This window comes from Rhodococcus sp. LW-XY12 (genome assembly GCF_019317345.1).
GTDB lineage: Bacteria > Actinomycetota > Actinomycetes > Mycobacteriales > Mycobacteriaceae > Rhodococcus > Rhodococcus pyridinivorans.
The window spans coordinates 3,194,746-3,215,376 of the sequence record NZ_CP079225.1 but is presented as its reverse complement, the minus strand read 5'-3'; the positions used below and the strand labels follow the sequence as shown (position 1 = coordinate 3,215,376).

Sequence of the window (20,631 nt, the reverse complement as noted above, 5' to 3'; positions counted from 1 at the left end):
CCGGTTCACCATGCGACAGGCACCGAGCAGGCGCCGTAGAGCACCATGTCGTCGCGGAACGTCAGGGAGGCAATCTCGCCGGTCAATTGCATCTCAGGAAGTCGTTCCGCCATGACAGTGAAGACCTCGGAGAGTTCGACACGGGCCATCGTCAGACCGATGCACTTGTGGAAGCCGTGACCGAATGCGATGTGCGAACCGAGTTGTGGCCGGGAGATGTCGAAACGGTCTGCGTCTTCGAAAACGTTGGTGTCGCGGTTCGCGGCATTCAGCATGACGAGCACGCCGTCGCCGGCCCGGATCGCCTGTCCCCCGATTACCCTGTCCTCCGTCGCGGCCCGCGGTAGACCAGCGTGGTTGATGGACAGGTAGCGCAGCATCTCTTCGACCGTCTGCGCGGCGCGCTTCGGATCGTCGACGAGAGACCGAAGTTGATCGGGGTGCGTGAGCAGAAGCAACGCTCCGAGACCGATCGTCTGCGCCATCGTGTCGTAGCCGGACAGGACCAGCAACGCGGCCAACCCGATGAGTTCGCCCTCAGTGATAGTGCCGGTGCGCTCGTGTTCGATGAGCCGGCCGAACAGATCGTCCTTGACATGCTTCTTCTTCCGACGCACGAGATCTCCGAAGTAGGCCATCAGGTCGCGCACGGCGACCGCAGCCTCGTCGGGCGGCGTGGACCGATCGAGGATCGTGTCCGTGAGACCGATGAACGTCCCCTGGTCTTCGACGGGGACGTCGAGCAGCTCGCAGATCATGGTGGACGCCACAGGAAATGCGATGTCGGTGACGATGTCGCCTCGCCGATCCTCTGACGCCATCATCTTGTCGAGGGCCTCGTTGATGACTTCGTTGACTCGTGGACGCAACTGCTCCATTCGTCCGATGACGAACTCTCTCGTCACCAGACGCCGCAGCCGAGTGTGATCGGGCTGGTCGAACATCAGGAAATACCCAGGAGGAGGGGTGATGCCCCCTGAGATGTATGAGGGGTACCCCGAAGTTCGGGGGTCCGAGCTGAACGAACGGTCAGTGAGCACCGTGCGGCAGTCGTCGTGGTGAGCGACAAGCCAGGCCGGGCCCGACGGCGTCTGCACCAAAGGCACTCGCGATGTCGCGGCGAGCTCGCGGTACGCCGGGGGCGGGTCGAGTGGCCGCTGCCGATCACGCGGCATGGGGAAGGTCGCCGTGACTGTCATCGAGCGTTCTCACTTTCGGTGAAGGGAGAGGCGCCGCTCCGATCGGGCGGCGGGGGAAGAAACCCGGTCCTGACGAAGTAGTCGAGATAGGTGAACATGACTTCGCGGGTCAACAACAGTTGTCGCACATCGCTTCCGGCCAGCGCGGCCACGAGATTGTCGTCGACGAACCGTGGTGAGTTGCCCGCCAGACCGATCTCCAATCCGGGTGCGTCGGGCGAGAACAGCGGCAAGTAAGGCACCAGATCGTTGTCTTCTCCTCTGTCGGCGGCCGCCAGCAGCCGGGCGTACCACTCGGCGTAGTCGAGAGATTCCAGGTCGTACCCGTAGGCGAGCAGGTGGTCGAGGACGTCGTCCATCATCACCGGGGCGGTGCCGAGCACGTGATAGGTCTGCGGTTCTCGTGCGTCCAGCGCAATATGCGCGACGACGCGAGCGAAGTAGTCGATCGGCACCATCTCGACCTGCAGGTCGTAACGCATCGCGCAGCCCAGGCCGACCCAGCCACGGATGAGGTGATTGATGAACGTTTCCGTCGAGCACGCCCCCGTGGACTGCGCTCCGACCAGCGCTCCGGGCCGGAAGACGGTCACTCGCATACCGCGCTCACGCGCTTGATGCATGAGCTGATCCGAAACCCACTTCGTCTGGCGGTAGCCGCCGAGCACTCCGTCGAGGTCGTCATTCGCCTGCTCATGCCACACCGAAGTTCCCGGCTTGGTGGGCAGCGACCCGGTGGAACCGACATAGTGCACCGGTGTGTTGCCGCCGGTTCTCGCCAGCCGCAGCACTTCCAGCGTGCCGAGAACGTTGGTGACCTTCACCTCCGAATAGGAAGTGGTCCACCGAGAATCGGCGGCGTTGTGGATGATCACGTCGGAATCGGCCGCGGCTCGCGCGTAATCGTCGGGGCGCATACCCAGGTAGGGCCGCGACACGTCCCCCGGAACACCCGCGATGCGATCTTCGTCGCCCGGCCGATTCAGCTCGTATTCGGCGAGATTGGCGACCACGCGCTGCACGACGTCGGCCGGCCGCGCACCGCGGGCCAGCACGGTGACGGTGGCCGAGCTGCGGTCGAGCAGTTCCCGGAGCAGGAACGCCCCCGTGTACCCGGTACCCCCGGTCAGCAGCACGTTACGACTCTCGCGTGAGATGTCACGGTCGAACTCCGGCTTGATGTCGTCAGGCAACTGTGCGTCTGTGCGCATGGTGTGCTCGTCGGCGTAATGCAGCGGCCGGACGATCGTTGTGCTCGGTGTGGTGCCCGACAGTTCCGCAGAAAGGCTTCGGATGGTGGGGGCGGCGATGAACTTGCGCACATCGACACGCTGCCCGGTGACGAGCTTCACCCGCGCCGCCATCTGCATCATGCTCAAGGAGCTGCCTCCCAGTTCGCTGAACGGCGTGTCGATGTCGACATCTTCCGCACCGAGTCCCAGGATTTCGTTCCAGACGGTTGCCACCGTGCGCTCGAGTTCGGTGCGCGGCGACACGTGTTCGATCTTCGCTGCGACCGGCGCAGTGATCGGCGCCGGAAGTCGCGATCGATCGGTCTTGCCGTTCGGCAAGCGTGGAAATTCTTCCAGCACAACATATTTGCTCGGAACCACACCGGGCGGAAGCAGGGTTGCGATGTGCTGCCGCACATCATTGATCAGCTTCGTGTTGCCGACTGTGCCGGTCGGCATGGTGCTCACCGCTGTCGTGTTCACGCCTCTCCTTTCGGACCGAATCGCAAGTCCAATCTCTGCAGCGAGTCCTCGTGGGGAACCAGCTCGACAGTGCGGCCCTCGCCAGCGGCCAGTGCTTCGAGGTCGGTGAGATCGGGATCGACGGCCCACGACTGCGACCACGCCGTGCGCTCGAGATCCCACACCGTCTGGCCCGGCGACGCGGTCGGCAGCTCAGCCGCCGTTGCCGCCACCCACGCAAGTTTCGGATTCGGCACGCCGATCACCGTGACCGCGTCGTCGAACCGCTCCAGCGTCTGCCGGAGCGAGCCTGTCGCAGACCACCCGACCGAATGTCTCAGTTCCTCACTCCGGCAAGACTTCCGCACGACCACGTCGTATCGGAACAACGACATCTCATTGCACGCGGCGGTCCGCTTCACCCGAAACTCGACGTCGACGCCGGCTTGTTCGGCCCACATCCGGAAGAAGCGCGGCGCGACACAGAGCTCCGACTCTCGCTCCCGTCTTTGAGCGACACGGGACCGCACATCGTCCACGGCGTCCAACGGCGCCGCCCGGCTCAGCTCCACGTCCAGGTAGAAGAGTTCGAGGTCCTCGAAGCTCCGCACGTCGCCGACGAAAACCGCTCCGGCGGCGTCGATGAGCTCGACGGCACGGTCCAGGACAGACGCCAGGTAGTCGATTGACGGGAAGTACTGGATGACCGAGTTGAGCACGACCACGTCCCGCGAACCGGCCACGAGATCCTGCAGAGCTGTGGCGTCGCCGTGCCGCAGTTCCACTTCGACTCCCGGCAACGTGTGTTTCGACGCCGCCTCGATCGCCGCGACAGAGATATCGACGCCCAGGTAGGACTCGGCCGCGCCTGCCAGACCCCGCATGATGAGACCGGTGCCGACTCCGATTTCCAGCACCCGACGGTGCGGCGTTTCGCAGATCCGCCCGACGGTGTGCCGCACCCATTCGTCCATCTCAGCCGAGGGGATCAGCTGATCGGTGTAGCTGCTCGTCCATCCCGCGTACGGGTTGTCCTCGGCGTCGGTGTAGGCACCGTCCCACAACTGGGACCAGCTGTCGGTGACTGCCGAAGCGTCGGCCGCAGCGTCGACGTGCGGCAGCAGGTAGGCGACGAGCTCGGAATCGCGGAGCACGACCGCTGCCTCGGCTACGCCGGGATACCGTGACAGGGCTCCTTCGATCTCGTCGAGCTCGACGCGCTGACCGTGCACTTTCACCTGCCGGTCGAGGCGACCAACCACCTGGACCTTGCCGTCGTGTGTGAGGCAGGCGAGGTCGCCGGTTCGGTACAGTCGCTGCCCGCCGGTCTCACAGAACCGATTCTGTGTCAGCTCCGGGCGGCGTAGATAGCCGGGGCTGACACCTTCGCCGCCAATCCAGAGTTCCCCGACCACGCCGGTCGGCACCGGGTATCCGTCGGTGGACAGAACGGTCAGTGTGGTGTTTGCAATCGGTCGCCCTACAGAGACGAGTCCGGTGGGGTCGACCGTCCGTACCTCTTCGAATGCCGACCAGATGGTGGTCTCGGTCGGCCCGTACATGTTGTAGACCCGAGTCCGTGGCAATGTGCGGACGAGTTCGGCAGCGAGACCGCTCGGGAACTGTTCACCGCCGACGAGCAGCGACCGCAGGTTCGCCATCGCAGCCATACCAGCCTTGTCTTGCACGATCACCGACATCACAGATGGCGTCGCCTGGAACATCGTCACTCCGTAACGGCGACAGAGCTCGGTGAGTGAATGCCCGGTCCGCTCGACATCACGCCGATGGAGGCTGAACAGCTCGTGCAGACGGTCCAGCCCGGAAATCACATCCTGGCGCGGCACTCCAAAGTCGATGAGCGCGGCCACTTCGTCGACACCTGCGTCTTGGATGCGCCGGACCAACTCGATACGCGTTTCGGGGGCGCCGAACAGCCCGGCGTCCTGGTAGTAGCGGTCGATCGCGATATCGATGACGGCGTCGAGGTAGTCCTCGGCGTCCTCCTGGGGGAACTCCTGTCCGGTGCTGGCGAACATGGTGCGCCACAGCTCGCCAGCGCCCCGCAGGTAGTTCCTGAACGGTTCGCGCGCCGCGGACCGAGCCTCCTCGTCAGTTGCGCCGAGATACGTGTGCAGCATCAGGGTGACCGTGCCCGGACCGTCATGACCCGCTTCGGCCCTCACAGACCGATACAGTCTGATCCGCTCGGTCAGCGTATCGAGGTCCTGGCCGAACAGATGCGTCAGAATATTCACCCCGCGGCGACCGGCGTCGATGAAGGTGGCCTCCGTGCCCACCGTCGTCAGCCACAGTTCCGGGAGCGGCTGGACGGGGCGCGGATAAGTGACCAGTTCGACCTCCTCTCCACTGCCGCCTGTCCGGGTGCTCGGCTCGCCTCGCCACAGCCTCGAGAACTCGTCGATCCGGTCCGCGAAAACCGTCTTGCGGTCGCCGAACTCGGATGGTGCGAGCGCGAAGTCGTTGGAGTTCCACCCCGGCGCGAACGCCAGTCCGATCCGCCCGCCGGAAAGCTGGTCGACGACCGCCCACTCTTCGGCCAGTCGGAGCGGATCGTGCAACGGCGCGACCACACTGCCGCTGCGAAGGTGGACGTTCGAGGTGATCGTCGCGAGCGCCGCCGAAGTGAGCGCCGGATTCGGGTACAAACCACCGAACGGATCGAAGTGTCGTTCCGGCGTCCACACAGCCCGGAAGCCGTGAGTGTCGGCGAAGCGTGCGGCATCGAGAAGCAGCCGGTAGCCCTCACTCGCAGCCGCCGCATCCGATGCGCCACCAGCGAAGAAGAACAGGCTGACGTCCAGCGGGGAACGCCGTGTCGCGGTCGAATCGTCCGAGGTGATGTGCTGTGCGATCTGATCGTCGGCAACCACTACGTGCGCACCGGTAGTCAACGGCCACAACAACTCGAGGACCGAGATGTCGAAAGACAAGCTCGTCGCCGCGAGCATCACGTCGTCCGGCGCGCAACCGATCGCCCCGTCCATCGCTGCAAGGAAGTTCGCCAAGTTGCGGTGCGTGATCTGCACGCCCTTCGGGATGCCGGTCGATCCCGAGGTGTAGATCACATAGGCGGTATCGGCAAGTTCCACTCGGGTCCGCGCCACGTCGTGGCCGGCGTCCAGGTCGAGGTCGTTCGGCCGCAACGCCGCGACGCCGACGAGGAAGTCCGGATTCGCGTCGGTGACCACCGCGCGTGGCGCAGCATCGTCCACGATCGTCGCGAGCCGCGCCACCGGATATCCCGGGTCCAACGGGATGTAGTAGCCGCCGGCCTTGAACACGCCCAGAATCGCGGCGACGAGATGCCGGCCACGAGGCAGATGGACGGCCACAGCATCGCCCTGCCGGACGCCGATCCGCAACAACCCCTCGGCGTATCGGTCGGACCATCTCGCCAGTTCAGCGTAGGTCCACGATCCGTCACGATGACTCACCGCAAGCGCGGCGGGATGGAGCCGGATGCTCTCTTCGATGCGGCTCAGCACGGTTCCCGACGGAGTCACACGGATCGTCGGGCCCGTGAGCTCGGTGATCTCATCCGCATCGAGCAGGTCGATGGACCGCACAGGCACAGCACTGTCCACCGTGGTCAGGGCCTCCAGCGCACGCTCGTGCAATGCTGCCAGGCGAGACAGTTCGTCGGCGGAGAAGACCCCGAGGTTTCCATCAATCCAGCCGCTGCACTCGGCGTCGTCGGTGAACAAGAAGTCCACCGCGGCAGGAAAATTCGTGTCGGCTACAGCCCAGACATCGTTCATCCGAACTGGCACGTCCTGGTAGTCTGCGCGCCGGAAATCCATGAAGTTGACGTAGGTCGGCAGGTCGCCCAGGTGGATGTCGCCGCGCAGATCCCGCTCCAGAATCCCGAACGGGACGTACCGGTGCGGCACGACACGTGCATCCCACTTGCGCAGTTCGGCAAACAGCTCGCTCACCGACCGATCGTGTGTCTGCACGTGCAGAGGAAGGGTGTTGAGGAAGACTCCGATCAGCCGGTCGGCGTCTGCGGTTTCGGGCCGTGCATTCGCGATCACTCCGGTCAGGACGTCGTTCTGTCCGCTTGCGACCGCCACCGCAAGGACATGCGCCGCGACGAAGACCGTTCGTAACGAGACTCCGTGCCGGGACGCAAGTTTCTGGATCCCCTCGGACGTGACCGCCGAGATCGCGATCGGAAACCGCGCGATCTCGTTGCGGACATCGGTTTCGGCAACCGGGCGCCGTCCGAAGATCTGTGGGAGACGCGCATCGTGCAGTTCAGCGCTCCAGAACTCCCGCGATGTGGGCTCGATCGAACGCTGCCGTTCGAGCGCAACGTAATCGGCGAAAGTCGTGACCGGCGCCGATGGCAGCACGTCGTCGCCGAATGCGGCGACGATTTCTTCGATCAGGAGGACATCGCTCCAGCCGTCGAGCACGACGTGGTGCTCGACAGCCGTCAACTGGAATCCGCGGGGGCCCAACGGATGCACTGCGAACCGTATCAGCGGAGGACGTTCCAGATCGAAGTCGGCCGAGCGTGCTTCGTCGACGAACGCGTCGAGCCGCCTGCAGACCTCTTCCTCGTCGAAATCCTCGAGGTCGCGGATCTCGTCGATCGGGATGTCGACCGTCGCATGCACCAACTGGAGCGGTTCGCTGTACGACGTCAGATCGACGGAGATTCGCAGCTGTGGATGCCGTTCGAAGACCAGGTCGCAGGACCGCCGCAACCGCTCGGCGTCGTATTGCTGCGGCACTGCGACGCTGGTGACGACCCGATAGACCGTCGAGCTCTGATCCTTCGCGAACTGGTACAGGATGCCCTGCTGCATCGACGTCAGTGGATACGCATCGACGACCGCATCGGGCAGTCGCTCACGATCGGCGGGTGAGACAAGGCTGAACGGAGCGACGGCATCCGGAGCCGCACTGCATCCCAGACGGGGGGCGAGCGCGGCAGGAGTCGGGTGCGTATACAGGTCCTCGATCGCGAAGGTGAGGTTCAGCTCGTCCTCGACGACCGACCGCAGCCGGACTGCGCGCATCGAATCGCCGCCGAGCGCGAAGAAGTTGTCGTCGGGTCCGACGAAGGTGCATGCCAGCACCGCGGAGAAGGCACGCTGAACGCCGGCTGCCCGCCCGTTCCCAGAAGCCGCTGGGATACATTCCGACTGCTCGATCGCGCTCGCTTGCAACCCTGCTGTGTCTCGTTTTCCGTTCGGCAGCACGGGGATTGCGTCAATTGCGATCCAGCGCACCGGAATCATGTAGTCGGGCAGATCGCGCCTCAGCTCCTCGCGCAGATCTGTGAACGGCCGCGACGCGCCGGCCACGAAAGCGATCAGCCGGTCGTTCGCGGGGCCAGGCTCCGGAATAACCGCGACATCGATGTCTCCGGCGGTTTGCTGGATCTGCGCCTCGATTTCGCCAAGCTCGACGCGATGGCCACGGATCTTCACCTGGTGGTCGCTACGGCCCAGATACTCGAGCACACCGTCTTCGGTCCACCTCACGATGTCCCCGGTGCGGTACGTACGTTCGCCGAGTTCGCCGCCCTGCACGAACTTCTCACTATTCAGTTCCGGTCGCCCGAGGTATCCGTCGGCGAGCTGGATCCCGTGGATGCACAGTTCGCCGGGGACACCGACCGGCACCAGGCGCAACCGCTCGTCCACCACGCTGATCCGGGTGTTGGCGACCGGTCGTCCGATCGGAACGTTGCCCTGCACCACCTCGTCACGGCCGCATGTCCACGCCGTGACGTCGATGGCAGCCTCGGTGGGACCGTACAGGTTGTGCAGCCGCACACCCGGCAGCCGATTCAAGAGTGTTTCGACGGTGCCGGGGCGTAGAGCCTCCCCTGACGAAAAGACGTGACGGAGAGCTCGAGGCGCCCGCCGTGTCTCCCGAAGGAATGCGTCGAGCATCGTCGGCACGAAGTGGGCGACGGTAATTTCTTCGGAGTCGATCACCGCCGCAAGTGCCCGGGGATCCCGCTCGTGTCCGGCCGGCAGGCAGTGCAGACGCGCACCGGTGATGACTGGCAGCACCGTTTCCCACAGCGCCACATCGAATGCCGGATTGGTCTTCTGTAAGTAGACGTCGGTCTGATCGAGTCCGTAGTCCTCCTTCATCCATTGCAGCCGGTTCCACAACGCCGCGTGCGATACGACAACGCCCTTGGGTCGGCCGGTGGAGCCGGAGGTGTAGACGAGGTATGCGGGCGATTCGCGCTGGGGAGGTCCAGGCAGATCGTCGCCGCCGTCGACGGCGAGCAAATCCTGGTAGCTGATTCCCGGTACGTCACCCGTGACCGCCCGGTGGTCGCCGTCGGAGAGAACAAGCGCCGGAGAACTATCCGCCACAACGTATTCGAGGCGGCCGGACGGTCCGGACGGGTCGAGCGGCAGATAGACCGCACCGAGCCGCATGATACCGAGAACCGCGCACACCTGGCGAGCGCTGCGCGGCATCAGCACACCGACCACATCGCCTGGCTTCACACCCGATTCATGCAATGCTCCGGCAACCGCGCGTACCGTGTCGGCGACCTCTCGCCGGGTCATCTGGCCGCCTTCCCCGGACAGTGCCACGGTGTCGGGGTCGAGGCCGGTCACCTGGTCCAGCGCCCCGGCGAGCGGCTGCTCCTGCGGAAACGTGCGGTCGGTGGCGTTGAATGACCTCAGGAGTTCGATCTCCGACTCCGGCAGAATATCCAGTCCGGCGACGGTGCTGTCGGCGCTGACGTCGCCTGCCGACCGCAGCAGACGGGCGATGCGGGCGGCGTGCCGGGCCACAGCGTCGCCGCCCTGGGTCCGGCCGTCGCTCACGACATGAGCACGCACGTCACCGTCCAGCCGGTACAGGTCGACGGCCAGATCACGTACCGGCCCCGTCGAAATCTGCTCGATCCGGCCGGTCGCCTCGCCCAGCGAGATGGCATTGCTGAACGACATGACGTTCAGCACCACATTCGGCCGTCGCACAGACGGATCGGTCTGCCTGGTACGCCGCAGGATCGTCTCCCCGCGTACTTTCTGGTGCTCGAGAAGATGACGGATGCGCTCGTCGACGTGCTGGATGACGTCGACGAAGCGGTCGTCCAGGCCGATCTCCAGAAAGAGCGGAAGTTCGTTGGAGAACATGGCCGGGAGTGCACGCTGACGAGGAGTATGCCGACCGCGAGTGGGGAATCCGACAACCACGTTGTCAGAATCGGTAATACGCCGCAGGTAGCAGGCGATCAGAGCCGTCAGCACCGTCGACCAGCGTGCCCCGAACCTGGACGCACATTCGTCGGTGGGTGCCGCGGGGGTCACCGCTGCGGCTCCGCGCCGACCGGCCGGACCCGCCCCTGAGGGTAGTTCGACGGTCCACGGACGTCCGGTCACGAATTCTGCCCACACGTCCTCATTCGCAGCGAAGGCTGCTGCGAGATCGCGTTCGTCTGCGACGAGATCGGCGTGCATGTGCGTCGACAGGCCCGCGGACGTACCCCCGGAGTCGTTTTCGTTGTACAGCTCGGCGATTCGGTTCCAGAGGAGCACCTGCCCGAAGCCGTCGCACAGCAGATGGTGGTAGCGCATGTAGAAGACCGACCGGTTGTCGGACATCGTGTAGAACACGAACTCCGCAGCGACCTCTTTGGTGAGATCCACCGGTGAAGCGGACCGGGCGGTCATTTCCTGCATTGCAGTGCGCTCAGCGTCCTCGGCACCGGTGAGATCGATGTGGGCGAGTGTCGGCGCTTCTCCGGCGACCAAGTGCGGGTTTTCAACGTCTCCGGCGATGGTCATCCACAGGTTCGACGCTTCCGCGACGGCTGCGTCGAATGCTCGCTCGAACTTCGGAAAGTCGATGGCGCCCTCGATGTCGAGGTAGCCGGCACAGATGAACTCCGCACTCTCGGGGGCCATCTGTTGAGCGGTCCACAATTCGCGTTGCGCAGCAAGCAAAGGCTGCCCGGTTTGTACTGCAGTCATTTCTCCGTGATTCCTGTCGCCGGCGCCGTCAGGCGGAAAGGTCTGCGCTGATGGACGCGACGATCGGAAGCAACTCGCGTGTGCTCTGGACGCCTCCGCGTTCAGCGATAGGTGTCAGCATCTGCAGCACCGTCGACGGTATTCGCATCACTCGTCGGGCGCGCAGGACACACTCGATGAGATCGTCGGTGAGCCAGTTCGCCACCCGGTCGGCAACCTCTTCCGACTCGCCGGTCTCGGTGAGCTGCTGAAGGACCACGACACCGAAGAAGCAGCGGGTGAAGAGCTCGCCCCGAGCCTCGATCACCGCTTCGTCGCCACGGCGGGGCAGGTCCTTTTCGAACACCTCTGCCAGTGCAGAGACCAGCGCGACAAACTCCCGGCCACCGGCGAGATCAGTGGTCAGAACACTTCGGTCGATGTACGAGAAGGAGGTGTTCTCCAGCTTGCCGAGCGGCTGTTGACTCAGGAGGTAGGAAACGCCGACGTCTCCTGACGACATCTGCATTTCGGCATCGTCGTGGCCGCGGAGATAGGCCGAGAAAGCGCTAGCGGCCCGCACGGACTGCATCATGTTGACGTACCGCGTGCCTTCGAGACGGGGAAGCCACTCGACGTACTGGGCCATAATCCGGAACAGCGATTCGGATTCGAAGGCGCGAGCGGAGATGGCTTCACCGAGATCCCGGATCACTTCCACCGCCTTGAGGGTGACGAGCGATTTCGCCACCGAGGTCATCAGCCGGAACGACCTGTCCGCAGAACTGGCGCGCTCGAGACTCTGAATCGTCGCTTCGTTGAATGCATTCAGAGCCACAATCCGAATCCCAGCATCGTTCAGGATCCGGCGGATCTGCCCGAACTCTATGACCTGTGAGCCGAACAGCGATCGAGTCGAGGTGTGTTGCACGGTTTCGGCCAGTGCCCGCCGAGCCATCCCCACTGAAGCGGTCGCCAAGTTGAACTTCCCGACGTTGAGGGTGTTGACCGCATCGGCGAACGCCTGACCGCCGGCAGTGATCATGTCTTGCGGTCCGAATGCGTATCCCTCGAGGCGGAACTGGGTCACGCGCATCTGCTCCGGGACCGCATTGCGTTCGACGATGTAGCCGCGCTGTCGCGCGTCGGCCCGAAAGAACGCGTAACCGCCCTCAGCGCCATCGTCGTAACGCGCGAAAGTGGTGACCAGCTGAGAACTCTCGGCGTTGCCCGAGTAATCTTTCTGGGCCTCGGCGATATAGCCGTGCCGCGCAGGCCGCACGACTGAACGGGTATGCCTCCAGTCCGCACCCGCGGCCCGCTCCGACATCGCGAACGCCCCGAAGACTCCTCGTTCGAAACCCTCGCGGTACACGTCACGAACCTGCAGGTTGTCGGACATCCACACCGGCAGTGCAGCCAGCGAGGACACGTGCCACATCAGCCATTCGGTGAATCCGTGCGCGGCCAGCTGGTCCCAGCAACGCGCCGCGGGGTCCAACCGAGCAATTCCGGCTGCGCAGAGGGGATCAGAGTGCGTGCGAGAAGCTTCGAATCCCGAACGAACTCAATGAAATCGGCAGGGGTGGCCCGCACAGCCTCCTGTCGTGTTGTGACGTTCGCTCCCCGGTCACGGAACCACTCCCGGACTTCGGTCTCGACTCCGGAGTCATAGGAAATCCCTACCATCGTGGTCATACATCCCCCCCAATTCAGCTGCATCCGTAACACTTCGGCAACTCGAGACCGCATGAATGCCTGGCCACACTCGAACTCGAGGCCCAGCCCGACAATCAAACCGAGATCCCGGTTTGATTTACGATTCTTGCATGGTTGCTCGAAACGGAACCTGCCGAAGTGCTCGATCCCAACGGGGATTGCGCCGCGCCGTGTTCGGGTCCAACGGGAGTTTCGCCGCAGCCTGATCGCCGCCGAAATTGTCCTGTTCCTTCGCCTCTTCGGGTTGGTTGATCCATTCGACTTCGGGCAACGCTAGGGTCGACGAGGGCTCGGCGGCCCGAACCTTTCCGGAGCTCACCGTGGCGAACCGCGTCATCGAAGCCGCACACGCACACCGCTCACCCCGCAGCAGGGCGACTGTCTCGACCTTCGTGGACGATTTGTGTTGTGCATCGATCGAATCCTCATCGGCACCCCGGCCGAACCGGTCACCGAGCGGATCCCCACTCCGCAGCTCCCACCGGAAAGAGCAGGACTCGAGGTCGCCACCGCGGTGCCGATGCGGCCCGGCCGTGCCGTAGCCGTACGCGAATTCGCACGACAGATGGGCCGCTCCCCCAGGCACGGTCTCCTCGCAGCGCCGAGACGGCTTCGTCGATGCCCGGAACGCGGTCGCGGGGACGGAATTGTTCCGGCAGGTCGCCGAGCCGGCGTGTTTACCTGACACCACTCCCCATCCTGGATCAAGCGAGCCCGATACGACCGTTGCGACTCGGCGTCGATACAGTGAGACACGAATCCGGTTGGACACTCACCGATTCCGCAGGTTTCAATGCTGCCCCCGACCGTAAGAACCGCGCGGTTCGCAACCACAGAAGGCCTTCGACGAACGGGATGTGGGCCTGGATCACATCGCCTTCGGTTGTACGGCAGGTGATCTGGTGAAATGGCGCGATCGGCTCGACAGTTTGGGAATCGCACACGGAGACATCAAGGAGGCCGATACGGCTCGGGACTCCCCCTCCGCGACCCGGACAACATCGCGCTCGAATTCTTCGCGCCACCGAGTTGATCGCATCGTCCGGCCGAGCGGGCACGTCGTGTCGCTCCGCCTCAGCCCCAGGGTCCCGGAAAGGTTGACTCGACAATGCCCTGACCTGGGATTTGATGAGTGTGGGGCTGGTGATGGGAGGGTGTGCCCCACAGGCTTGGATGGAGGTTGCGACACCAACCCAGCCGAACCCGAGGTCACACCCGTATGCCATCTTCCCCCACCCCTTCGTCGACCGCGCATCCGACACGACACGAGCGATTGTTGTCGGCGTTCGAGACGGTCCCGGACCCCCGAGACCGGCGTGGAGTGCGCTACCGACTTGCCGGGGTCCTTGCTCTCGCGGTGACCGCCACCATTGCCGGCTGCCGGTCGTTCGCGGCGATCGGCCAGTGGGCTGCCGAGGCGACGGTCGAGGTGTTGACGTCATTCGGGTTCACCGATGCAGCAGCTCCGGACGAGTCGACGCTGCGGAAACTGTTCGCCCGCATCGACGCCGACGCCCTCGACACCGCACTCGGTGTATGGATGTGGACCCGCACCGTCGTCACAGGTCAGCGGAGGGTGATCGCGATCGACGGAAAGACCCTTCGCGGCGCACGACGCCGCGCAGACGACACCGCCGCACCGCACCTGGTGGCCGCGTTCGACCACGGCGCCGCCACGGTCCTCGGGCAGGTCTGCGTGAAGGAGAAGAGCAACGAGATCCCGGCCGCGCGAACACTGCTGGCCCGATTCGACCTCGCGGGCGCGGTGGTGACGATGGACGCCATGCACACCCAAACCGACACCGCCACCCTGATCACCGGCGCCGGCGGCGACTACGTGTTCACGGTGAAGAAGAACACCCCCACCCTGCACAGGGAGTTGAAAGCGTTGCCGTGGAGAGATGTCCCCGCCACCAGGGTCACGACGACCGGACGGGATCGGCGGATCACCCGCACGATCAAGGTCACTGCCGTCCCCGGATGGATCGACTTCCCCGGCGCCGCTCAGGTCGCGCAGATCCGCCGCACCGTCACGAAGAAGGGGCGCAAGACCGTCGAGGTCGTCTACCTGGTCACCTCCGCCGACCACCTCGCCGCACCGCCCGCGGTGCTCGCGACGTGGGTGCAGGGACATTGGGGCATCGAGAACCGTCTGCACTGGGTGCGGGATGTGACGTTCGCCGAGGATTCGTCGCAGGTTCGCACCGGGCAGGCCCCGAGGATCATGGCGACCTGCCGTAGCCTCGCGATCGGCCTGCTTCGCCTCGCCGGCTGGGACAACATCGCCGCCGGGTTACGGCATCACGCCAGGCATCCCGATCACGCACTCATGCTGGCCTTGACCTGAGGAAACCCGACCTTTCCGGGGCCCTGACTGCAAAGGCGATTGCGGCACAACCGAGCACGCCCGCGGCGAATCGCTTCATGAAATCCTCGAATCTCTCGTACGAACCTTCGGGGAAATCATTCCCCGGTGGGTCGTACCCCGCCATTCGAGACGAGCGGTTCGAGCCCGTCGAGGACGCGCTGCAGCCCGAACTCCCATGCGTGGTGCGGGCTGTAGGCGGCGTTCATCTCTGCTCCGGCCGCCGCTCCCACCCGCTGTGCGAGGGGATGGTCGTCACCGAGATAGTGCGCGAGTCGCTCGTTCCATCGCGCCCAGGCCTCGCCCATGTCGGCGGCGTGCGGATCAGGTCGTCGGGCTCGGGCCGCACCCCGCACGAAGTCCGCGACGAACGTGAGCGCGGCGTCGCGATCGATGTCGCCGAGGGGCGTGCCGTCGAAGGCGTGGAGTTCGTGGTCGTACTTCGCGATCGTGCCGGGGCCGAGGGCCGTGCGCTGATCGTCGACGTCCAGCAGCCACCAGTGTGCGGCGTAGTGCTCGAGTTCGGATTCGGCGACCTGCCGTACCCGATCCCGCCACGACGGGGACTCGTAGGGCGGCCGGGGTTGCCGGGCGTGGACCCGATCGACCATGAGGACGAGGAGGTCGTCGCGCGACCCGACATGGGTGTAGAGGGCCATGGCGGAGACGCCCAGATCGGTCGCGAGGCGACGGATCGTCACCGCGTCGAGGCCCACCGCGTCGGCGACGGTTACCGCAGCGTCCACCGCGGATGTGGTGGTGATCTTGGCTTTCGGCCCGCGGGAACCACCGGTCGGCGCGTCGGGATGCTCGCGCCACAGCAGGTCGATCAGATCGCGCGCCATAAATGCCTCCCGAAAACTCGCTCTCGGGAGTACTCTATACGCCGTACAAGGTTTCTGCTCTGGGGGAGGTCCTATGAAAATCAAGTCCACAGCACTGTCGCTCAACGTCGCCGACACTGCCGCATCGGCAGATTTCGCGATCCGGCACTTCGGTTTCACCGAGGAGATGTCGGCGGACGGATTCGTCTCGTTGACTCACCCGGACGCAGGATTCAACATCGTGTTCCTGCGTACCGGGCTGTCGACCTTCAAGCCGGAATCCGTCGCCGGCCCGGCCGGTCAGGGCATGCTCATCGCCTTCGTCGTCGACGACGTCGACACCGAGTTCGCGCGCATCGCGGAAGCCGGTGCGACGGTCGTGACCAAGCCGGAGACCGAGCCGTGGGGTGAACGGTACTGCCAGTTCGCCGATCCGAACGGGATCATCTGGCAACTCGTCCACTGGGTCTCGGAACCGGCCTGACCATGCGAAGTCTCAGTCGAGGCAGAATTCGTTGCCCTCGGGGTCGGCCATGACGATGTGGCCGGCCCCGAACGGCGGCGCCGGGTCGTGACGCTCCAGGCGCGTGGCCCCGCGTGCGACGAGCCGTTCGGCCTCGGCTTCCAGGGCGGCCATGCGCTCGGCGCCGTCGAGTCCGGGCGCGGCACGCACGTCCAGATGCATCCGGTTCTTGGCCTGCTTGCCCTCGGGCACCTTCTGGAAGAACAGTCGGGGCCCTGCCTCGTCCGGGTCGACGATGCCCGACGCGTCGTTGCGTCGTTCGAGTGGCACCCCCATCGCGTCGAGCGCGTCGTCCCACGACACGAAATTGCCGGGCGGCTTCTGGAGTTCGTAGCCGAGGGCGTCCGCCCAGAAGTCCGCGAGAGCCGCGGGATCGGCGCAGTCGAACGTGATCTGGATGTCGCGGGCCATGTCAGCTCGCCTCCTGTCGGGCGCGGGTACGGGTGTGCAGGTAGTGGTCCCTCAGAAGACAGACCTCGGACAGATGATGGATGAGTTCGCGGTGGATGTGCAGGACCAGCGCGCCCATCGGGTACTCGGCGTACGGTCCTTCGGCTTCACCGCACGGTCGGGCGAGTCCGTCTTCCCCGAGAGACTCGACGCCCGCAATCCACGTGGCGAGTTCGGCATCGAGCTGGGCGAGGGCCTCGTCCGCGGTCGCTGCGTACTCGAACGACATGTAGTCGGTGGCTGTGCGTCCGAAATGGCTCGCGTTGCGCATCGCCAGCACGCCGACGATCACATGCCCGAGCCGCCACGCAATGGTCGTGATGGGCGGCGGATCCGGTTCGGGGACCGCGAAATCGATGGTCATCGCCCCGGCGCCTCCCAGTAGGGGAGCGGTGCCCGTCCCGCGCGGCCGAACACTCCAGCAGTCGAGTGCGGGCTCGAAGAAGTATTCGTCGTCGGTGAGGCCGTCGAGGCGACGGCGAACCGGATAGTCGAGTTGCTGTCGCAGTAGGTGGTTCCAGTCGAGTTCTGTCATGGCTCCAGGTTGGCGCATATTCCGGACAGCTTCGGTCCGTGATCCGTGCGACTATCGTCGTGTGACCGTCGAGTCGACCACCGAACGGGTTCTGAGGGTGCTTGCGCTGTTGCAGAGTCGCCCCTCGTGGACCGCTGACGAACTGGCTGCGGAACTCGGCGTGACCGATCGCTCGGTGCGCCGCGACGTCGATCGGCTGCGCGCCCTCGGCTATCCCGTCCGCGCGACCCCCGGTGTCGGCGGTGGTTATCAGCTCGGTGCCGGCACGAGACTGCCGCCGCTGCTCCTGCACGACGACGAAGCGATCGCCACGGCGGTGTCGCTGCGACTGGCGTCGGGCAGCACCATCGCCGGTGCCGCCGAGGCGGCCCTGCGCGCACTGGCAAAGCTCGATCAGGTGATGCCGCCGCGTCTGCGCGCGGAGGTGCGGGCGATCTACGGGGCCACCGAGACCGTCGTCGGCGCGGGCACCGAGATCGACGCCGACACGCTGCTGGCGTTGGCCCGCGCGTGCCGCGACGCGACCCGTGTGCGGTTCCGGTACACCACCCGGCAGGAGGCGGACGACGAGCGCACCGTCGAACCGGTGCGGATGGTCGCTGCCGGACAGCGCTGGTACCTCATGGCATGGGACGTCGATCGCGACGACTGGCGCACCTTCCGGCTCGACCGGATGCGCGACGTGTCCCTCACGACCTGGCGGTTCCGGCCGCGGCAGCATCCCGATCCGGTGTCGTACGTCCAGCGGTCCGTGACGGAGTCGCCCTACCGGTACATCGCGCGGATCCGCCTGCGGGCGGACGCCGGCCAGGTGCGCGACATGGTGCCGCCGCAGGTCGGGCGGGTCGAGGACGACGAGGACGGGTGGTGCGTGCTCGTCGTCGGCGCGGACGACCCGGACTGGGTCGTGATGCACGTCGCGCGAATGGGTTTCGAGGCGGTCGTCCTCGAGCCACCGGAACTTCGGGCGGCCGCGGACCGGCTCGCGACGCACCTCGCCGCGATCGCCTCCCGCTCCGATCGGTGACGGGTCCTCGCGCACGCGACCTGCGGCATGGTTGTGTGGCGTGGTGACGGCGAAGTGGCTCCGGCTCGGATCGGACGTTCTCGGGTGGGCGGCAACCGCGACAGGCGCGGTCGGTCTCGCGCTCCACTTCGGTAGGTGGTCGGCCCAATCCTTGGTGCTCGCAGCGTCCGGCGCGTCGTATCTGATGGCCGGTGCGGTGATCGGGCTGATCGCCTTTGCCGTCCGTCGACGCCTATTCGGGGCCCTCGTTGCGGGTGCGATTGCTGCGACTGCGGTCTGGACCCAGGCGCCTCTCCACGTCGCGACGGCTGCGGCCGGTGCGGGTCCCGATATCACCGTGATGCACGCGAACATTCTGTTCGACAGGGGTGCCGATCCCGAGGTCGTCGTGTCCCGGGTCCGGGACCGCGACGTCGACCTGCTCACGGTGAACGAACTCACCTCTGCGGGGGTCGATGGACTCACCCGTGCCGGTCTCGACGAGCTGTTACCCCATCGGTATCTCGTCCCCGGAGAGTTGGCGTCGGGAACGGGGATCTGGAGCCGATTTCCGCTGTCGGACACCGTCGAGCACGACGGATTCGTCTTCCGTCAACTCTCTGCGCTCGCGGACGTACCGGGAGCGGGACCGGTCGCGGTCCACGCGTTCCACCCGGTCCCACCGGTGTTCGACGCGCAGGACTGGGCTGCCGAACTGTCACGGTTGCAGGACATCCTCGATCGATCTCCGGCCGACGTCCCCGCAGTCGTGGGTGGCGATTTCAACGCCACCTACGACCATGCGCAGTTCCGCGCGTTGCTCTCGGGGCGTTTCGCCGATGCCGCGGAGCAGGCGGGAGCGGGGGCGGTGCGTACCTATCCGACCGACAAACCCGGCCCGCCGCTGGTGGCGATCGATCACATCCTCGTCGGGAACGGGACGGCCGTCGCGTTCGACTCCGACGACCTTCCCAGGGCGGATCACCGTTCGGTGGTCGCCCGGATCCGGTTGGACCCCGGCGAGTGACGCCTCGGGATCAGGCCCCCCGCGAGCGAAGCCTTGCGATCAGGCCCCCCGCGAGCGAAGCCTCGCGATCAGGCCCCCCGCGAGCGAAGCCTCGCGATCAGGCCTCAGCGCCCATCGACTCGGCGAGGATCGGCCACGCCTTGCGCGGGTCGTCCTCCCAGTAACCCCACGAATGCGTTCCGTCGGCATCGAGTTCGGCCGTGACCGGGATGTCGAGCGCTTCGAGCCGGTCCACCAGCTGGCGCGTGCAGGCATTCGTGGCGGCCTCGATCGCTCCGCCTGCGACGATCTGCGTGGCGAACGATTCACCCGCCGCGCGTTCCTGACCGGGGACGTCGTACGTGCCGGGCAGACCGTTGCGGCTCGACAGGTACAAGGCCTTGCCGCGCAAGCCTTCCGCATTGAGGTAGACGTCGTGCTCGGTCCAGCGCGGACCCGTCGGCCGGACCCCACATGCTCTCGACGTCGCCCTTGCCGCGGCGCTCGACGACGAGCCTCACGTACAGCTGACCGACCGGATCACTGGTGCGCACGCATCCGCTGAGGGATGCGACGCCGGAGTACAGGTCGCCGCTCCGGATCGCGAGGTCCAGCGCGGAGCCGGCACTCATGGACATCCCGATGATCGACTGCTTGCCCTCGGTGTCGAGCAGTTCGACGACGGGCGGCAGTTCCTCGAGGAGGAAGGTCTGCCACTGGTTGCGACCGAGAACCGGATCGTCGAGATCCCAGTCGGTGAAGTAGCTGAAGTTGCCGGTGGCGGGGATGACCACGTTGACATTCTTGTCCGAGAAGAACTCGGCGATGTCGCTGCTCTCCATCCACCCGGTGCCGTCGATCACCCCGACACCCGCGCCGCCGAGGGCGTAGACGACCGGCCGCGGCTCGCGCGGATCGGCCGGACGCAGGACGTCCAGGGGGATCACGGTATCCACGGCCGGGGAATAGACGCGGACCGTCCAGTGCTGGTCGGTCACCTCGTCGACGCCCTCGACGTAGGCGGTGGCGGGCTCGGCGTCGGGTTGCTCGGGATCGGCGTGCGCGGTGGCGGTGCCGAACACGAGCGACGAGAGGCCTGCGAGACCGACCGCAAGGCTGCGGAAGCCACGACGGGACACGACGGATCGACGCACGGATGAACGCCTCGACTCGAAGTGATGCCGAGAGTCGTCCCCCGCGTTCGACTCGCTGAGCTGGACAGTACCTTCCTCCGGTTGCGAAAAGTGCCTCGGGGTGCTGTGATTCCGGCCTCGCGGTGTCCCTGGGACGAGTTCGGCCACCGCACTTGGGATCTCGTGCGGCGACCGAACTTTCGTGCGGTT

General features: G+C 65.6%; 13 protein-coding genes and 1 pseudogene. 5 read left to right on the top strand and 9 right to left on the bottom strand.

Features of this window, described 5'->3' with window-relative positions:
• Nucleotides 1–5: 5 nt before the first annotated feature.
• The 4 genes from KXC42_RS14985 to KXC42_RS14955 are packed head-to-tail and all read right to left on the bottom strand — an operon-like array spanning nt 6 to nt 12,361.
• Nucleotides 6–1,175 (bottom strand): cytochrome P450, encoded by a 1,170-nt coding sequence (locus tag KXC42_RS14985; protein WP_331712083.1) that lies wholly within the window; start codon nt 1,173–1,175, stop codon nt 6–8.
• 20 nt (nt 1,176–1,195) lie between these two features.
• Complete coding sequence (locus KXC42_RS14980; protein WP_064851480.1) at nt 1,196–2,890, bottom strand: thioester reductase domain-containing protein; 1,695 nt, start codon at nt 2,888–2,890, stop codon at nt 1,196–1,198.
• Nucleotides 2,891–2,910: 20 nt separating this feature from the next.
• Nucleotides 2,911–10,881 carry a non-ribosomal peptide synthetase gene (locus KXC42_RS27340; protein ID WP_257605827.1) on the bottom strand — a complete coding sequence of 2,657 codons (7,971 nt, stop codon included), beginning with the start codon at nt 10,879–10,881 and terminating at the stop codon, nt 2,911–2,913.
• A 28-nt stretch (nt 10,882–10,909) separates the two neighbouring features.
• Complete coding sequence (locus KXC42_RS14955) at nt 10,910–12,361, bottom strand: acyl-CoA dehydrogenase family protein (protein ID WP_219129217.1); 1,452 nt, start codon at nt 12,359–12,361, stop codon at nt 10,910–10,912.
• 1,042 nt (nt 12,362–13,403) lie between these two features.
• Here KXC42_RS14955 and KXC42_RS27335 point away from each other — a divergent pair.
• Together KXC42_RS27335 and KXC42_RS14950 are read left to right on the top strand one after the other, a co-directional pair.
• Nucleotides 13,404–13,612: pseudogene (locus KXC42_RS27335) on the top strand (VOC family protein); the annotation flags it as partial.
• Nucleotides 13,613–13,798: 186 nt separating this feature from the next.
• Nucleotides 13,799–14,926: an ISAs1 family transposase gene (locus tag KXC42_RS14950; protein ID WP_257605826.1), complete on the top strand. Its 1,128-nt coding sequence runs from the start codon at nt 13,799–13,801 to the stop codon at nt 14,924–14,926.
• Between the two features lie 116 nt (nt 14,927–15,042).
• Here the strand turns inward: KXC42_RS14950 and KXC42_RS14945 are convergent, their stop codons facing one another.
• A complete protein-coding gene (locus KXC42_RS14945; protein ID WP_006554456.1) occupies nt 15,043–15,789 on the bottom strand; it encodes a TetR/AcrR family transcriptional regulator in 747 nt (248 codons plus the stop codon).
• Nucleotides 15,790–15,862: 73 nt separating this feature from the next.
• Here KXC42_RS14945 and KXC42_RS14940 point away from each other — a divergent pair, with 73 nt between their 5' ends.
• A complete protein-coding gene (locus tag KXC42_RS14940; protein ID WP_006554455.1) occupies nt 15,863–16,252 on the top strand; it encodes a VOC family protein in 390 nt (129 codons plus the stop codon).
• A 12-nt stretch (nt 16,253–16,264) separates the two neighbouring features.
• On the opposite strand, the gene KXC42_RS14935 is transcribed toward KXC42_RS14940, so the two are convergent.
• A complete protein-coding gene (locus KXC42_RS14935; RefSeq protein ID WP_006554454.1) occupies nt 16,265–16,702 on the bottom strand; it encodes a VOC family protein in 438 nt (145 codons plus the stop codon).
• Between the two features lies 1 nt (nt 16,703).
• A complete protein-coding gene (locus KXC42_RS14930) occupies nt 16,704–17,276 on the bottom strand; it encodes a DinB family protein (protein WP_006554453.1) in 573 nt (190 codons plus the stop codon).
• A 61-nt stretch (nt 17,277–17,337) separates the two neighbouring features.
• Between KXC42_RS14930 and KXC42_RS14925 the strand changes: the two genes are divergently transcribed.
• Together KXC42_RS14925 and KXC42_RS14920 are read left to right on the top strand one after the other, a co-directional pair.
• On the top strand, nt 17,338–18,303 hold the full coding sequence (locus KXC42_RS14925) for a YafY family protein (RefSeq protein ID WP_033097775.1): 966 nt from the start codon (nt 17,338–17,340) through the stop codon (nt 18,301–18,303).
• A 40-nt stretch (nt 18,304–18,343) separates the two neighbouring features.
• Nucleotides 18,344–19,309: an endonuclease/exonuclease/phosphatase family protein gene (locus KXC42_RS14920; protein WP_219129216.1), complete on the top strand. Its 966-nt coding sequence runs from the start codon at nt 18,344–18,346 to the stop codon at nt 19,307–19,309.
• A 97-nt stretch (nt 19,310–19,406) separates the two neighbouring features.
• Here KXC42_RS14920 and KXC42_RS27330 read toward each other — a convergent pair whose 3' ends face one another.
• Together KXC42_RS27330 and KXC42_RS14915 are read right to left on the bottom strand one after the other, a co-directional pair.
• Entirely contained in the window at nt 19,407–19,685 is a 279-nt protein-coding gene (locus KXC42_RS27330) for a hypothetical protein (protein ID WP_255026178.1), read from the bottom strand.
• Nucleotides 19,615–20,442, bottom strand: coding sequence for an alpha/beta hydrolase family protein (locus KXC42_RS14915; protein WP_257606180.1), 828 nt, complete (start codon nt 20,440–20,442; stop codon nt 19,615–19,617). The genes KXC42_RS27330 and KXC42_RS14915 overlap by 71 nt, the downstream gene beginning before the upstream one ends.
• Nucleotides 20,443–20,631: the final 189 nt, after the last annotated feature.

Bases quoted from the DNA above. Each gene is read 5' to 3' on its own strand.
- KXC42_RS14985 (WP_331712083.1), bottom strand. From the start codon at position 1,175: ATGCCGCGTGATCGGCAGCGGCCACTCGACCCGCCCCCGGCGTACCGC.
- KXC42_RS14940 (WP_006554455.1), top strand. From the start codon at position 15,863: ATGAAAATCAAGTCCACAGCACTGTCGCTCAACGTCGCCGACACTGCC.
- KXC42_RS14945 (WP_006554456.1), bottom strand. From the start codon at position 15,789: ATGGCGCGCGATCTGATCGACCTGCTGTGGCGCGAGCATCCCGACGCG.
- KXC42_RS27340 (WP_257605827.1), bottom strand. From the start codon at position 10,881: ATGACTGCAGTACAAACCGGGCAGCCTTTGCTTGCTGCGCAACGCGAA.
- KXC42_RS14950 (WP_257605826.1), top strand. From the start codon at position 13,799: ATGCCATCTTCCCCCACCCCTTCGTCGACCGCGCATCCGACACGACAC.
- KXC42_RS14935 (WP_006554454.1), bottom strand. From the start codon at position 16,702: ATGGCCCGCGACATCCAGATCACGTTCGACTGCGCCGATCCCGCGGCT.
- KXC42_RS14930 (WP_006554453.1), bottom strand. From the start codon at position 17,276: ATGACAGAACTCGACTGGAACCACCTACTGCGACAGCAACTCGACTAT.
- KXC42_RS14980 (WP_064851480.1), bottom strand. From the start codon at position 2,890: ATGCCGACCGGCACAGTCGGCAACACGAAGCTGATCAATGATGTGCGG.